Annotated in this window: 11 protein-coding genes and 1 tRNA gene; 4 read left to right on the forward strand and 8 right to left on the reverse strand. The window is 63.5% G+C overall.

What is annotated here, in order from left to right; genetic code table 11:
* Positions 1-2 precede the first annotated feature (2 nt).
* The 5 genes from FZZ85_RS04850 to FZZ85_RS04870 form a co-directional block, all read right to left on the reverse strand.
* Complete coding sequence (locus FZZ85_RS04850) at positions 3-1,193, reverse strand: FAD-dependent oxidoreductase (RefSeq protein ID WP_226412764.1); 1,191 nt, start codon at positions 1,191-1,193, stop codon at positions 3-5.
* Entirely contained in the window at positions 1,190-2,245 is a 1,056-nt protein-coding gene (locus FZZ85_RS04855) for a Glu/Leu/Phe/Val dehydrogenase dimerization domain-containing protein (protein WP_226412766.1), read from the reverse strand. Before FZZ85_RS04855 ends, FZZ85_RS04850 begins: the two co-directional genes overlap by 4 nt.
* Positions 2,245-3,282: a class I SAM-dependent methyltransferase gene (locus FZZ85_RS04860; RefSeq protein WP_226412768.1), complete on the reverse strand. Its 1,038-nt coding sequence runs from the start codon at positions 3,280-3,282 to the stop codon at positions 2,245-2,247. The genes FZZ85_RS04855 and FZZ85_RS04860 overlap by 1 nt, the downstream gene beginning before the upstream one ends.
* Positions 3,283-3,351: 69 nt before the next feature.
* Complete coding sequence (gene rdgB / locus FZZ85_RS04865) at positions 3,352-3,933, reverse strand: RdgB/HAM1 family non-canonical purine NTP pyrophosphatase (RefSeq protein WP_226412770.1); 582 nt, start codon at positions 3,931-3,933, stop codon at positions 3,352-3,354.
* Entirely contained in the window at positions 3,930-5,393 is a 1,464-nt protein-coding gene (locus FZZ85_RS04870) for a phosphoglucomutase/phosphomannomutase family protein (protein ID WP_226412772.1), read from the reverse strand. Before FZZ85_RS04870 ends, rdgB begins: the two co-directional genes overlap by 4 nt.
* A gap of 53 nt (positions 5,394-5,446) precedes the next feature.
* On the opposite strand from FZZ85_RS04870, the gene FZZ85_RS04875 reads away from it, so the two are divergent.
* Entirely contained in the window at positions 5,447-6,922 is a 1,476-nt protein-coding gene (locus FZZ85_RS04875) for a TM0106 family RecB-like putative nuclease (RefSeq protein WP_226412774.1), read from the forward strand.
* Here FZZ85_RS04875 and FZZ85_RS04880 read toward each other — a convergent pair.
* Together FZZ85_RS04880 and pyrE are read right to left on the reverse strand one after the other, a co-directional pair.
* Positions 6,904-7,698, reverse strand: a complete 795-nt coding sequence (locus FZZ85_RS04880; RefSeq protein WP_226412776.1) for a folate-binding protein YgfZ — start codon at positions 7,696-7,698, stop codon at positions 6,904-6,906. The two genes, FZZ85_RS04875 and FZZ85_RS04880, sit on opposite strands and share 19 nt — an antisense overlap.
* On the reverse strand, positions 7,695-8,267 hold the full coding sequence (pyrE, locus tag FZZ85_RS04885; RefSeq protein ID WP_226412778.1) for an orotate phosphoribosyltransferase: 573 nt from the start codon (positions 8,265-8,267) through the stop codon (positions 7,695-7,697). The genes FZZ85_RS04880 and pyrE overlap by 4 nt, the downstream gene beginning before the upstream one ends.
* A 209-nt stretch (positions 8,268-8,476) precedes the next feature.
* Here pyrE and FZZ85_RS04890 point away from each other — a divergent pair.
* The 3 genes from FZZ85_RS04890 (at position 8,477) to FZZ85_RS04900 (ending at position 10,891) form a co-directional block, all read left to right on the forward strand.
* Positions 8,477-8,549: transfer RNA gene (locus tag FZZ85_RS04890), tRNA-Ile, on the forward strand.
* A 13-nt stretch (positions 8,550-8,562) separates the two neighbouring features.
* Entirely contained in the window at positions 8,563-9,846 is a 1,284-nt protein-coding gene (locus FZZ85_RS04895; protein ID WP_226412780.1) for a hemolysin family protein, read from the forward strand.
* Between the two features lie 37 nt (positions 9,847-9,883).
* Positions 9,884-10,891, forward strand: a complete 1,008-nt coding sequence (locus FZZ85_RS04900) for a Gfo/Idh/MocA family protein (RefSeq protein WP_226412782.1) — start codon at positions 9,884-9,886, stop codon at positions 10,889-10,891.
* 15 nt (positions 10,892-10,906) lie between these two features.
* Here the strand turns inward: FZZ85_RS04900 and FZZ85_RS04905 are convergent, their stop codons facing one another.
* The gene (locus FZZ85_RS04905; RefSeq protein ID WP_226412926.1) at positions 10,907-14,083 is read right to left on the reverse strand and encodes a glycoside hydrolase family 15 protein; all 3,177 of its coding nucleotides are present in this window, start codon (positions 14,081-14,083) and stop codon (positions 10,907-10,909) included.
* Between the last annotated feature and the right edge of the window lie 48 nt (positions 14,084-14,131).

Below are 14,131 nucleotides of genomic sequence, written 5' to 3' on the forward strand. Positions count from 1 at the left end.
GATCAGGCTCGGACGGCGTCGCGTTGGTGGCTCCAGCAGGAGAGATCCACTGCAGGTTGTTCGCCACTAGCGAGGCGTGCCAGAGAATCACCGATCAGGGGAGCGAACTTGAAGGCCTGGCCGGATCCCCCTGCAAACAGACTCAGCTTCGGGGTGAGCCGATCGAGCACGAAGTTCACATCGCTGGTCATGGAGTACGGGCTAATCACGGTCTCCACGCGCTCCTGAACTCCCTCCAATTCGTTGAATAGGAAGTTGTCGAGCAGCTCCACCAGTCGGGCGGGTGGCTCGGTGGCCATGGCGTTGGGTGCGGCGACTCGCAGTTCTCGTGGAGCCCAGTCGATACCGGCCTTGATCCGGGGTCGGCCATCCGCCGTTTGGCTCAACACGGGGAAGCCGTAGTACAGGCCACCATCGTCGCCTTTTTCTCGCTGGAAGCAGAACCACTGGGGGTAGCGATCAGCGAGTGCTGGATTGACGGTGTAGTGGGCCCAAAGCATCGGCCACACCTCCAGTTTCGGTGCCAAGCCAAGGGGGGCGAGCAACAGTTGGCTCCAGATCCCGCAGGCCACCACCAGTTGGTTTGCGGCGATGTGCTCGCCGCTCTGCAGGGTGACGCCTCCACCATCGGAATCGAGTCCGGCCACGGGGCAGTGCTCGATCAGCTGATGGCCGGCGTTACGGGCGGTATTGATCCAGTGGGTGACAACTTTGTCGCTGCGCACTGCACCGGCGGTGGGTTCGAACAGGCCAGTGAAACCCGCCTTCGGTTTCAGAGGGAAACGGGCAGCGATCTGTTCAGCATTGAGGGCCTCATAGGGGATTCCCTGATCGTCCATAACGCGGCGGGCTCCGGGAATCGATCCCTCGATCGTTTCCTCATCCCAGCTTTCGCCGTAGAAGAGCAGGCCGTGGGTCTCTCTCAGCTGCTCGCCGGCGTGAGTTTCCTCTTCCCGCCAGAGGCGATTGGCCTCCTGGGCCAGACGGCAGAGCACCGGGTCGGAGTACATCTCCCGGAACATCCGGGTTTCGCCGTAGCTGCTGGCCTTGGCGTGGGCCAGGGTCTGGGCCTCTAGCAGCACCACATCGCGTACGCCGCGGCGGGCCAGGGATGCAGCGCAGCTCAGGCCCGCCATGCCGCCACCGACGATAATGACTGCTGCGCGGCTGGGCAGTGAGGAGGGCGTGCTCATTCGCTCTCTCCAAAGCTGAGGCCGATGGGGTCGGTGGAGGGTGTCGCTGCCACCTCCTCAAGGGCGGCACCCACCGACAGACCCTGTTCGCGCTGATTGAGATAGTCACTGGCCCGCCGACGTACCTCATCGCGTACGAATGCATAGACGTCCGTGGCCCCTGCGCCCTTCCATGCATCGGGGGAGAACCGCTCGATCGAATCGGCGATCACGGCACCAGCATTCACCAGAGGGTCAGGCAGCACCCGCACACCGCGGCGACGCAGATCATCTGCTAACTGCGGTTGCTGGAAGGGGGCATTGGCTGCAGGAACCACGGCGGGGGCCTTCAAGGCCGTCGCCATTTCGGCATTGATCAACCCGGAGATGGAACAGGGCAGCAGCAGGTCAAGATCTAACTCCCACCATGCGCAGCTGTCCGTCAGCGGCGTCGCGCCGGGAAAACTGGCTCTTTCGCGATCCAGATCCACCGTGAACACGGTCCAACCGTGCTCGACGAGATGCCGGGCAACGGTGCCACCAACGGCACCGCAGCCATGCACGAGGGCCCGGCCGGGACGGGCGTCGTTGAGGCCCTTGTCCAGAACGGCCTCCACAGCACCAAGGGTGCCGTGGGCGGTGGCGGCACTGGCATCCACTGGGCTGCCGACTGCTGCCAGCACATGGGGGGTGAGCGCTGTCAGACGCTCCATGTCCTCCAGGTTGGTGTTGAGATCGCAGCCGGTGATCATGGCGCCATCAAGCGACTCGAGCAGCTCGGCGGTGACGCTGATTAACTCATCCTTGACGGCATCGGGTTCAGCGGCCCGGGCAACGATCTTGCCTCCAGCGAAACCGGTGCCGTAAAGATCGTGCTTGTGGGTCATCAACCCGGCCAGCCGCTGTCCATCAGCGATGCAGGCCTCGTCGCTCGGGTAATTAAGCAAGCGCAGCCCACCGTTGGCGGGGCGCTTGGCGTCGGTGTCTTCCGCTACGACAAACACCGAGAGGTGGTCGGAGACGTGTTCCGCCAATACCGACACGGTCGGCGCAGTTTTCTTGCCGCTGCTCATCAGGCCACTTTCTCCATCATCTGGTGGTGTTCGACGTAGTCGAGACTCCATTCGCTGGGGGTTTCGGCGATGCGCTGTTGCAGACGCTCGTACACCGTGTCTGCAGCAGCGTCCCCGGCAGCACTTGCGAAGCTGTGGCGACTCCAGCTGCGGATCGTCGCCATTAAGCCCACAGCGAAAGCGGTCGTGTCACCGTTGTCATTCCAGCGGCGTCTGTACGGGCACTTCACATAGACCGTGCGCTCGTCCACGAGGCGCAGTCCGTTGCGGTAAGCGGCGCTGCCCTCGTCCTTCAGCGGAGCCATGAACTCCTCGGGGGACTTGTAGAAATTCAGAACGGTGCCTTTCTTGTATTGCTCTGCGCTGATCAGACCTTCCTCGGCCATGCCGCGCCAGATCTGGTGCAATTGGTCGTGCACATTGCGGGTTTCGCCGCCGTTATGACCGAGATAGCGCCCTTCGTTATCGCGTGAGAGGTTCACGGTCAGCAGTCGCCCGCCCACCTTCAGCTCGCGGCTGCGCAGTTCGAGGATGTGGTTCCAGTCCTTCATCGCCTGGGCGGTGAAACGCTGCATTGCGTCGGCATCTCCGGAGGCCAGCACATGGGTATGGCTATCGAGTGGTCCAGGGGAGGTGCTCAGCCAGTGCATGGCCGTGGCGGAGAAGCCGAAGCTCACGCTGTCCGGTGCCACGGAGGGCTCGTAGAAGCTGCGGGCACTCACCAGCACTGTTGGCTTCGGATCCCGGGGAATCTGCAGGGCCAGGTTCTCTGCCAGAGCGAGGTTGTCGTTGCTTGGTAAGTCGTTACCGATCAGCGTCAGATGAGCATTCGCCTGGTTGGCATGCAGGCGATCCAGCACCTGATTCCAGAGCCCTACAGCAGTTCCACCATCGGCAGCTCCGTAATCGATCAGGACATGGCTGTCTGCGACAGCCAGTTGATTCACACAAGTCAAGGCCCAGTCCGAGGCGGCTTCGATGCAGAGAAGAGCGCCCTCGGTCTGCGCGCTGTAACCCGTGGTCATGGCGATGGCCATAGACCTCGTCAGCGGCAGGTCTCACCGTACAGACCATGTTCCAGGAGCCTTTGTATCCGTGGTTCTTCTTCAGGATGCACTCAGCAACTGGCGCAGCTTGGGTTCCAGGAGACTGAAGGCCTTGCCGCGGTGGCCGTGCTGCTTTTTCTCCGCCAAAGGCATCTCGGCGAAGGTCCGGCCGGTTCCAGCGACTTCGAAGATCGGGTCGTAGCCAAAACCCTGATCTCCCCGGGGTGCGGCCGTGATCAAGCCGTCGCAACGGCCTTCCACCTCCAGCAGGATGGCGCCGTCTGGAGCTGCGACACAGAGCGCGGCGCAGAAATAGGCCTGGCGTTGGTCTGAGCCGTTCAGGGCTTTCAGCAGCCGGGCAATCCGTTCTGGATCCGTGGGGGCGTAGCGGGCGGAATGAACCCCCGGAGCTCCATTGAGAGCATCCACGCTGAGGCCTGAATCATCGGCCAGAGACCATTCCCCTGTTGCGGCTGCAATCGCTTGAGCCTTGAGCCGGGCATTGGCGGCAAAGGTGGTGCCTGTCTCATCGACCTCCAAACCTTCAGGCTGGGGTCGCACGCTTACGGGCAGGGCCTGCAGCAAGCCCTGAAATTCTCGGATCTTCCCTGCGTTGCCGCTGGCGATCACAAGTGTCTTCATGCGGCCTCCGCGAACTGTCTGGCCCAGGCGAGCACCTTGTTCACCCGATCGGCATCAGGCCCTTCGCAGTAGAGCCGCAGTAGCGGTTCTGTGCCGGAAAAGCGCAGCATTAACCAGTGGTTTGGTCCCATCCTCAGTTTGATCCCATCGGTGCTGATCACCTCCAGAACCTCGGCTCCGGCGACGATCGAGGGCGTGTTCTGGTCCAGCAGCGTCTCGAGCCGTCGGCGCGCCTCCATGTCGGCTAAGCGCAGGTCGAGTCGGTCGTAGTGACTGCTGCCTCCGTGCCGTTGCTGGAGTGCGTCAAGACGCGCGCCCAGGGGTTGCTCTCCTTCCACCAGGGCTTCCAGCACAAGCATCGCTGCGAACAGGGCGTCCCGCTCGGGCAGGTGCATGCCGAAGCCGACCCCACCGGATTCCTCGCCGCCGATCAGCACATCCCCGGCCAGCATCTCTGTCGCGATGTATTTGAAGCCCACCGCGAGCTCCAGAACCTTGCGCCCCTGGGCCTCTGCCACCAGTCGCATCAGATCGGAGCCACTCACGGTTTTGACCACGGCGCCCGGCAGCTGGCGGGCCCGGGCTAGGTGATCGATCAACAGGGGCATCAGCAGCTGGGTGCTGCAGAACCGGCCGGTTTCATCCACGGCGGCGATGCGGTCACCATCCCCGTCGAACACCAGTCCCACAGCAGGAGTTCCGGCGGCGGTTGAGGCTTTCACCGCTGTGATCAATTCCCCGAGGTAGGGCGCCAGGGGTTCCGGCGGATGACCGCCAAACAAGGGATCGCGTTCGCTGCGGATTTCCTCCACAACGCCGGCGGCTTCAGGGCCGAGCAGCTGTGTCACACACCCGGCTGCTGATCCGTGCATCGGATCGACGATCACCTTCAGGTTGATGGCCTTGAGGCCATGCACCAGGGCGCTCAGATCCAGCTTGCGGCGCAGCCCTTCGAGATGCTCGCCGCGCCCATCAAACCGGGGGACTTCTGCCTTTATCGGTGCCGTGATGCCGCCGGCGGCCAGGCGTCGTTCGACGGCGGCCGTGAAGTCTCCTTCGACCGATCCACCAAAGGGTCCTTTGATCTTTAGCCCCAGCCATTCCGGCGGGTTGTGACTGGCGGTGATCACCAAGGCCCCCAGGGCTTTGCGCTCCACCACGGCCCAGCTGCAGGCCGGCGTGGGTACAGCGGTGTCGGTGAGCAGGGGTTCGAGTTCACAACCCCGCACCGCTGCCGCGATAGCTTCCGCCAGTTCTGGAGCCAGAAAGCGCCGGTCGTAACCGACCACCACCGTTCGGCTGTTGAGACCCTCGGGGGCGCGATGGGCGAGCTCCTGAGCCGCGGCAGCGGCAACGGGCAACAACCGCTCAACTGTGATGTCGACGCCGGTGATCCCGCGCCAGCCATCGGTGCCGAACTTGATCGGAGCTGGACTCAGAGGAAGGGGAGCCGATGCCATGGCGCAGCCTGCACTTCAGTGGATCTAGCAGCTGGCAGCCGTAGGGTCGGCGGATGGGTGACACCCCGCCTGCCGACAACGCCCTCACCGACCGGTTGCTGCGCAGTTGGCTGCGTTGCCGTCGCAAGGCCTGGCTTGACCGCCACGGGAATCCAGCCGAGCGGCGCTGGACGGCCCATCGCAATCTGCTGCTGGACGATCAGCAGCGCTGTTTTGTGGCTTTGCTGCCCCGCAAGCCTGGCCATGGCATCGACGCCTGTGCTGCCGGTGCTGAGGCCGTGGTGGGTCTGCGTCTGAAGGGGCTTGGCCCATCCTGTGAGCGGTTGGAGGCGCATCCTCCACTGCTGCGGCGGGTCAAAGGCCAGAGCCGCTGGGGTGACTTCGCCTATCAACCCGTGCTCGCCCGTCAGGGCCGCCGCACCACTCGGGAACATCAATTGCCTCTGGCGCTGATGGCTCTGCTGCTTGAGCAGGAGCAGCAGGGTGACGTTCCGTCGATGCTGGTGCTCGGCGGTGGCGGCCGGCGCTTGGAACAGGAACGGCTGAATCTCTCCAGTGGCCTGCGCCGACAGTTGTCGGAAGCGCTGCGGAAACTGTGTGTTGATCTCGAGCGGCCAGACCCGCCTCCTCTGGCCGCCGACCGGCGTAAGTGCTCACTTTGCAGCTGGCGGGTGGCTTGCAATGTCGTGGCGGCGGAGGAAGGGCATCTGAGCGAGGTCAGCGGCATCGGTGCAAAGCGGCGCGAGATGTTGCTGGAGCTTGGTATTCGCGGCCTGTCCGATCTGGCCGCGGCTGATCCGTTGCAGCTCGGCGAGCGGCTGCAACGCTTTGGGGATCAGCATGGTGAGGTGGCCGCATCCCTGGTGGCCCAGGCCCGGGCGCAGCGCGATGGACGGGTTGACCGTTTGGACGCCGCACCTGTGCTTCCGGAACTGCAGGACTGCCCGGGTGTGCTGCTTTACGACATCGAATCCGATCCCGACGCCCGTCACGATTTCCTTCACGGTTTTCTGGTGTTGCCCAGAAGCGAAAGCGGGCACTGGGATCTGAAGACAGTGGCGTACCACCCGATCCTGGCTTTGGCGGAGCACGGTGAAGCCAGATGCTGGCTTCGTTTGCAACGGTTGCTGAATCGCTATCGGGGTTGGCCGATCCTTCATTACGGGGAGACAGAAAGCCTGGCCTTGAGGCGTATGGCCGAGCGGCAGGGTGCGGCTGAGGCCGAGGTGCTGCAGCTTCGTCAGCGGTTGGTGGATGTGCATGCCCGGGTGCGGCATCACTGGCGCCTGCCCCTTGCCAGTTATGGACTCAAGGCCGTGGCCGGTTGGCGAGGGTTTCACTGGAGTCAGGCCGGTGTGGACGGGGCCCGCGCCTTGCTGTGGTGGCGGCAGTGGCAGGGCGAGGGACCTGGTCGACGCGGCAACAGGTTCGGCCTGCGCTGGATCTTCGATTACAACCGCGACGACTGCCTGGCTACCTGGGCCGTTGCCGCTTGGTTGCTTGAACAGGATCAGGCGTTGGGATCCTGAAACGCCTCAGGTTTGCGGATCTGGAGTTGTTCTCCGTTGGGTCCCTCCAGTGTTGGACTGGCCAGGCACTGGCGTCGCACCAGGGCCAGCCCAACCCAAGTGCCGTCGCATTCGAGAGCACTGGTAATCACACCGGCTCGCTTGGCATCCAGCGTGAGCTTGGCGGTGGCTGCTAGTGGACTGGGGCAGCTCCAATAGCGCAGCTGTTGCTTCACCCCTGCCTGACCGACGAGTTTGGCCATGGTCTCCTGCCCTAAGTAGCAGCCTTTCTCTGTGCTGATCTGAGCAAAGAGTCCCAGTTCCAGGGGGTTGGTCTCGCCATTGAGTTCACCGGGCCCTGGGGGAAATCCGCTTTGGAGCCGCCACTGCTCAAAAACCTCTGCGGTAGCTGGCTCTCCAGATGCCCAGGGTTTTGGCAGTGCCGCATCCGGATCGCACCACACGGCTGCAACGTCCTGCTCCAGCCACTGCAGTCGGCGCAACTGGGCCACGGGTTGGAGGCGAACCCGATCGGCTGGAAAGATCACCTGATCAAATCCATCGTGAACGGCAGAGGCCTCTCCAGCCAGAACGATCACATCGGCCCCCTCTGCATCGAAACGAAGTTCCAGCACGGCCCGCAAGCGTCCCGTTGCCGTCAGCCAGCAGGTCTGAAGCAGATCGCCGGATTCGAGTGCGTTGAGGTCAGCACTCGTCTGCCCTTGAAGAAACTGGCGTGCTCCGCTGCCGTTCAACCGCAGCCAGGGGACCTGGGCGTCCCAAAACAACTTGCTCATGCCGGCGTGAAGGCGGCGATCTCAGACAGCTTGTAAAGGCTGATCAACTCAAGACTGTCAGCCGTCATGGCTGCGTCACCCCCTTCCTCCCGGTCGACGATGGTGACGACTCGGTTCACTTGGTAACCGGCATCGCGCAGCTGCCGGACTGCCTTGAGGGAGGAACCTCCTGTGGTGACAACGTCTTCCAGCACGGTGATCAGGGTCCCGGGGGCTGGTAGCGGACCCTCCAGCCAGGCTCCGGTGCCGTGGCCTTTGGCTTCTTTGCGCACGATCAGCGCATCAAGCTCCCGACCTCGATCGGCTGCGGCCATGGCTACACCGCTGACCAGTGGGTCTGCTCCGAGGGTGAGACCAGCCACGGCCACCGCATCGGCTTCCACCTGGGTGAGCATCGCCCGGCTGATCAGGGCCAGGCCGGAGCCGCTCAGGCTTACGGGTTTGCAGTTCACGTAGTGCTCGCTCTTGCGGCCTGAGGCAAGGGTGAATTCTCCACGTCGGTAGGCCAGGGTGGCCAGACGGTTCAGCAGTTGCTCCCGCTCAGTCGGAACACTCGACGATTCAGACATGGGACTGGCCACGCTTCGCAGATGTTCTTAGTTTGCGCGTAGAGCTGTTTCATCCTGTGCTGCTGCGGTCGTTGCCGATGCGAACCCAGGACATTTCGAGCGGGTTCAAGGGCAGCCTGGCGGCCACCGAAGCCATCGAAGCCGTTCCGGACGCGCCCACGGCGGATCACTTCCCCGACGTGACTCCCCTGTGGTAACACTCTGTTTGAGGGGGTCTAGCAATCTGGTGAATGCAGCGAACTCATAATTCGCCTAAGGCGAGTTCGATCCTCGCGACCCCCATTCCCCCCTGTTGATGCGGCTTTTTCTGCTGGCTGTTCTGTTGGTTCTGCCGGCCTTCTTCGCGGCTGCAGAGGTGGCCCTGCTTCGGCTACGCCCCAGCCGCGTTGAAGTGCTGGTGGAGGAAAAGCAGGCCGGGGCCCGTTCCATTCAGCGTCTCCAGCGACGCCTGCGGCGCGCTTTGCTGGTGTCTCAACTGGGTGCGACACTCGCTCTGGTGGCTCTTGGCTGGGCTGGCCGCGGTTTAGGGGCGCGGCTCTGGTCGGATGGGTCTCTGGGTGTGGCTTGGCGCGACACAGCCTTGTTCCTCGGCATCGTGCTGCTGGCCACGTTGGTGGCTGGTTTGTTGCCCAAGGCCTGGGTGCTGAACCGTCCCGAATCCTCGGCGCTTCGACTGGTGCCGCTGCTGGAGGTGGTGATGCGCTGTCTGGCTCCGCTGCTTAACCTGCTCGAGGCGCTGGCCGGGCTGCTGATGCGCCTGCTCGGCCTTGCTCCCCAATGGGATGTGCTGGTGCCAGCCCTTTCAGCTGGAGAGCTGGAAACCCTGGTGGAATCCGGTCGGGTGACGGGATTGTTCCCCGACGAGAAAAACATCCTTGAAGGTGTCTTTGCCCTGCGGGACACCCAGGTGCGGGAGGTTATGGTGCCGCGCTCCGGGATGGTCACCCTGCCGTCCACGGTCCGTTTCGCGGAAATGATGGAGGCCGTCCATCACACCCGTCACGCCCGCTTCCCGGTGATCGGCCAGTCGCTGGATGACGTGCGCGGCGTGCTGGATCTCCGTCAGATGGCTGAACCGATCGCACGGGGGGAGCTCCAGGCCGATTCGCTGCTCGAGCCTTACCTCCTGCCTGCGGTGCCCGTTCTGGAGACATGCACGTTGGCGGAGCTGCTGCCGATGATCCGCAGCGGTCAGCCGCTTCTGCTGGTGGTGGATGAGCACGGCGGCACCGAGGGTCTGGTGACCGCAGCGGATCTCACTGGAGAAATCGTTGGTGATGAGGATCCCGGTGAGACCGACGAACCGGATCTGCTCGAAGAGAAGGACTGCCCCGGTGCCTGGCTGGTGGCCGGAGATCTGGAGATCTTCGAGCTCAACCGACAGCTCGATCTCGATCTGCCCGAGGCCGATGACCATCACACCCTGGCGGGCTTCCTACTGGAGCGGCTCCAGCACATTCCATCCGCAGGGGAAGGGCTGCATTTCAACGGCCTTCAGTTTGAGATCACAGCCATGGCAGGGCCGCGGATCGAGCGGGTCCGGCTTGTTCTCCCCAGCTCAGAGGATGAAACCGCCTGAAGGCCGATAGTCTTGCCCCAACCGACCGCCTGTGCTGATGTCCCCCGACCCCATGGCTCCAGTCAAGGTCGGGGTGATCGGCATCGGCAACATGGGTTGGCACCACGCTCGGGTGCTCAGTCTTCTGCGGGATGCCGATCTGGTGGGGGTCGCGGATCCGGATGCTGAGCGCGGAAAGCTGGCTACCGAGCAATTCGGTTGCCGCTGGTTCGCCGACTACAACACCATGCTCTCGGAGGTGGAAGCCGTATGCATCGCGGTTCCCACGCTGTTGCACCACCCTGTCGGTCTGGCCTGTCTGCGTGCGGGTGTGCACGTCTTAATCGAAAAGCCGATTGCGGCAAGTCAGGACGAAGCCACCGCGCTGATCGAGGCCGCTTCAGCGGCCGGGTGTCTGCTGCAGGTGGGCCACATCGAGCGGTTTAACCCTGCCTTCCGTGAGCTCACCAAAGTGGTGGCCAACGAAGAGGTGGTGGTTCTCGAGGCGCGTCGCCACAGCCCCCACTCCGATCGGGCCAATGACGTCTCCGTGGTGCTGGATCTGATGATCCACGACATTGACCTCGTGCTGGAGCTGGCCAAGGCCCCCGTGGTGCGGCTTGCCGCTGCCGGTGGTCGCAGTGCCGATGGCCCGATCGATTACGTCAACGCCACGTTGGGCTTCGAGAACGGTGTAGTAGCCAGCCTCACGGCCAGCAAGATGAGCCACCGCAAAATCCGCAGCCTCAGTGCCCACTGCCGTTCGAGCCTGGTGGAGACGGACTTCCTTAACCACACCCTGCACATCCATCGCCGGGCTCATGAGTGGTATTCCGCCGATCACGGTGAGCTGCTGTATCGAAATGACGGCTTCATCGAGGAGGTGAGCACGACCTCGATTGAACCGCTCTATGCCGAGCTCGAGCACTTCCTTCAGTGCGTGCATGGCCGGGAAACCCCTGCAGTGGATGGCCTTCAGGCCTCGCGTGCCCTCAAGCTGGCAGACCTGATCGAGCAGGCTGTTGAACATCCGGATACGGGAGCACCCCTGAGCGCACCTATCTGAGTGCAATTGCTCGGATCAGACCAGCCCTTGCTGTTCGGCCAGTTCTCGTAACGCCGTGACCTGCCAGCGGCGGCAGTCACCGGGTGAGGATCGATAGAACTGCCCCCAGGCCTGGGCCTTGTGTTGCGGGTAGTTCTCCGGTCGGAGGGAGGGATGGCTCTGTTGCCAGCCCACCCTGACGGCATGACCGATCACCACGTCGAGGGCCAGGTCATCCTCGAAGCGCACCTCCGGATTGGCTTCGACGAAGGCCATCAGCGAGAGCAGGCATTCGCTGCAGAGTTGGCGGTATTCCGGCGCCTTGATCCGACTGAGCAAATGGTCGACCTGGGCGGCGAAATTGCGCTCCCCCGGTGTTTTCTCGAGAATGAGGCGGCTGTTGAGGCGATTGCGCCGTTCCAGCTTGTCGCCGATCACCAGGCCGCGGCAGTGCTGCAGCAACGACCAGATCCCGGCATAGAAATCACGGGGGACTTTCTGGAAGGACCCCAGGCGGATGCGGTGCTGAAGCCAGTCCCCACCCCCTGGTGTTTCCTTCAACGGGTCAGGCACGGACCACTGCACCCGGCCGCTCACGTGCAGCTGTTCGCCGCGTTGCAAGGCTGCTCTGGCATGGTCCACATCGGCGAGTACGGCGCGCAAACGCTTGCGAATCGCATGGGGTGCTTCGCTGCAGAGGGCCTCAAAGGCTTCGTCCTGACTGAGCATGTTCTCCACGGCCAGCTCTGATGTCAGCAGCAGCAACAGCTGCCCCAGCTGCAGGGTGAGGCTGCCCTTCAGCAGAGCTGGCTCCCGCCGCGCCACGCTGTCGAGGGCGAGCAGGAGTTCCTGTTCGAGCATGCGTTCACGGCCGTCGATCCCGCTGGTGGTTTCAATCCGTTCGGCGATGGCGGCACTGTCCATCGGTTGACGCAGCCGGGAGTCGCCGGTGTAGTTGCGCCCCACGACCACCTGTTTCTGACGGACGAGAAGGTCGGTGAGGGCATCTTCCAACTGGGGATGCACCATCCCCATGGTGCCAGCACAGCGCCGCACCACATTCCAGTCTTCACAACGCAAGCCCCGTTTATAGACCTCCTCAAGCAGGGTGCGTAGGGCCACCGGATGGCCCTCTGGGCTGCGTTGAATCCCCTGGGGGCCCAGGCGTCGTTGCAGCAACTCGAGGACTTCGGCCTGTTCATACAGCAGCCCACTGCTCCAAAGGCGCTGGCTCAGTTGTTCGATTGGAGTGTCATCCAGCTCCTGTTCCTCTGCGGCGGTCAGATCCCGTAGATCAGTGGCGTCGCGCAGAAGCGGCTGGGGTGGCTCGGACCGTTGCACCGGCTTCTGTTGGAGCGGCGGCAGCTGCACCTCCTGCGCCTGATCCACCAGCTCACTGAGGCAGCCCAAGCGGACGGGGATGCTTTCAATGACGCCGCTGCCGAGTTGCCGGGCCAGTTTGAGGATGACGTCGCGATGCTGCTGGAGGGCCGCGTCGCGAATGGGGATCACCAGCAGGGGACGCCCCATGCCGCGCCAGTGCCGTTGCAGCAGATGCAGCTCGTCCACAACGGTCTCCAGCAGCTCCTCCGGGTCATCGGCCAGATAGCTGCTGACGTCTTCCAGCACCGACGGTGTGAACACACTGATGGCGCCGTCCTGGCGATAGACCCGAGCTGTGTCCTCGGTTTCCACCCGGTGCCCGGGGCGCCCAGTGAGCTCAAGCCGTGGATTGGTGCCAGCGGCTTTCAACCGTTGCTTCAGCTCGTCGGACGACTGCACGGAAATCACTGAGGTTGGATCGATCGGCACCTCTGCAGCCAGCAGCTCCTGGCGCACGGCATCCGTCTGAGCAGCCATCGCCACGAGAACGGTTTCGGCGCCAAGTGGCTGCGGCTCCCTGCGGCCACATGGGTCAATGTCCTCGGGACGGATCAGATCGTCGATCAGCATTTCCCCGAGCCACACCAGGCTCTGGGTCCAGATCAGCGGCAGGTTGGTGTTGGCAACCCGCTCTTGGCTGCCTGGATTCATCCGTTCCTGATCGACCGCACTGGCCGGGACCTGATAAAGCTCGGGATAGAGACATTCGCCGTCCTGTTCAACGGCCAGTGTTTTGAGCTGGCTGTGCAGGCGCCGGGCCTCGTCCCAGCGCCTTTCGCAGCATGCAGTGACCAGTTCGAAGGCCAGAAACAACGGCCATTCCGACTCGATCCCTTCAAAAGCAGCGAGCTCCTCCGGTTCGTAATGCAGGCGGTTGACGTCTTCCACCGCCGTCTGGTGACCATCCCGGAGGAAGCGTTTGTAGCCGTAGGCCCCACCGAGTTCCCGTCGAATCCGCCGACCGGTGCGCTCCACCAGGGCGGCATCCTCCACGGCCCAGGCGGGATAACCAATCACTGAGAGGCACGCACTGTCGGCTTCCTTGCTGGCGGATTCCCGTGGCAGGAGCCCTTGCAGGGCGCGACGGAGGCGCACGATGGCTCCCTGGGGAATCAGCAGGATGCAGCTGCCGTCGCCATGGGGGCCGTAGAGGTCGAGCCCGTCGAGTGCCTCCAGGGCGGCTTTGGCCATGCCGATTGAGCTGGCATTGCGCTCCGGCAGGCCATGGTTGCCTTTGTCGCCCCGTTCCCAGATCCCGTAGTCGGGAGTGCGGTAGGCCCTGGCGATGTAGTGCACCAGGTTTTGGAGGAAATCCACTTCGTCACGGCTTTGCACCACCGCGCAGCCGCCCTTGGTTAACTGCGCCAGCTGCAGCAGGAACAGTGAGGTGGCATCGAGTTGGAGATGCCCCCAGGCATCGTCAGCCACCACCGGTTCGCCAGTGCAGCTGTCGTACTTGGCGTGAAGGGCGTCGAGGGGGTTGAGACTCTCCTTGAAACGCTCCACCTTCGCGGCCTGCCGCATCATCGAGCGAATCAGACCGCGCATGAGGGCTACCACCCGCTGCTGCAATTCCCAGGAGCGCAGGCTGTTCTGCCCCTGCTGACGGCGGTGGGCCAGGGCCAGTCCCCAAACACATTGCACCGAATAGACGCAGTCCCGCACCCAGGCATCGCCATAGTTGCCATGGATGGTGTGTGCGGTGCTGGCGGGGAGCAGGCCGCTGATCGGGTCCTGCCGATCGAGAACCACCCGTTGGATGGATTGATCCAGACGCTGAAGGGTTGTGGCGTGGTTCTGCAGAAGGGTTCCCGTCGTCGTCACAACCATGCCCTCATGCATCACCGCCCCTAAATTCTCCATCGCAGCCCCACGGCC

It is taken from the genome of Synechococcus sp. MU1642 (assembly GCF_020514115.1).
Classification (GTDB): domain Bacteria; phylum Cyanobacteriota; class Cyanobacteriia; order PCC-6307; family Cyanobiaceae; genus Parasynechococcus.

Excerpts from the sequence above, each read along its gene's own strand:
- FZZ85_RS04860 (WP_226412768.1), bottom strand. The coding sequence starts at position 3,282 with ATGGCCATCGCCATGACCACGGGTTACAGCGCGCAGACCGAGGGCGCT.
- pyrE (WP_226412778.1), bottom strand. The coding sequence starts at position 8,267 with ATGTCTGAATCGTCGAGTGTTCCGACTGAGCGGGAGCAACTGCTGAAC.
- FZZ85_RS04895 (WP_226412780.1), top strand. The coding sequence starts at position 8,563 with ATGCGGCTTTTTCTGCTGGCTGTTCTGTTGGTTCTGCCGGCCTTCTTC.
- FZZ85_RS04880 (WP_226412776.1), bottom strand. The coding sequence starts at position 7,698 with ATGAGCAAGTTGTTTTGGGACGCCCAGGTCCCCTGGCTGCGGTTGAAC.
- rdgB (WP_226412770.1), bottom strand. The coding sequence starts at position 3,933 with ATGAAGACACTTGTGATCGCCAGCGGCAACGCAGGGAAGATCCGAGAA.
- FZZ85_RS04900 (WP_226412782.1), top strand. The coding sequence starts at position 9,884 with ATGTCCCCCGACCCCATGGCTCCAGTCAAGGTCGGGGTGATCGGCATC.
- FZZ85_RS04850 (WP_226412764.1), bottom strand. The coding sequence starts at position 1,193 with ATGAGCACGCCCTCCTCACTGCCCAGCCGCGCAGCAGTCATTATCGTC.
- FZZ85_RS04870 (WP_226412772.1), bottom strand. The coding sequence starts at position 5,393 with ATGGCATCGGCTCCCCTTCCTCTGAGTCCAGCTCCGATCAAGTTCGGC.
- FZZ85_RS04905 (WP_226412926.1), bottom strand. The coding sequence starts at position 14,083 with ATGGTTGTGACGACGACGGGAACCCTTCTGCAGAACCACGCCACAACC.
- FZZ85_RS04875 (WP_226412774.1), top strand. The coding sequence starts at position 5,447 with ATGGGTGACACCCCGCCTGCCGACAACGCCCTCACCGACCGGTTGCTG.
- FZZ85_RS04855 (WP_226412766.1), bottom strand. The coding sequence starts at position 2,245 with ATGAGCAGCGGCAAGAAAACTGCGCCGACCGTGTCGGTATTGGCGGAA.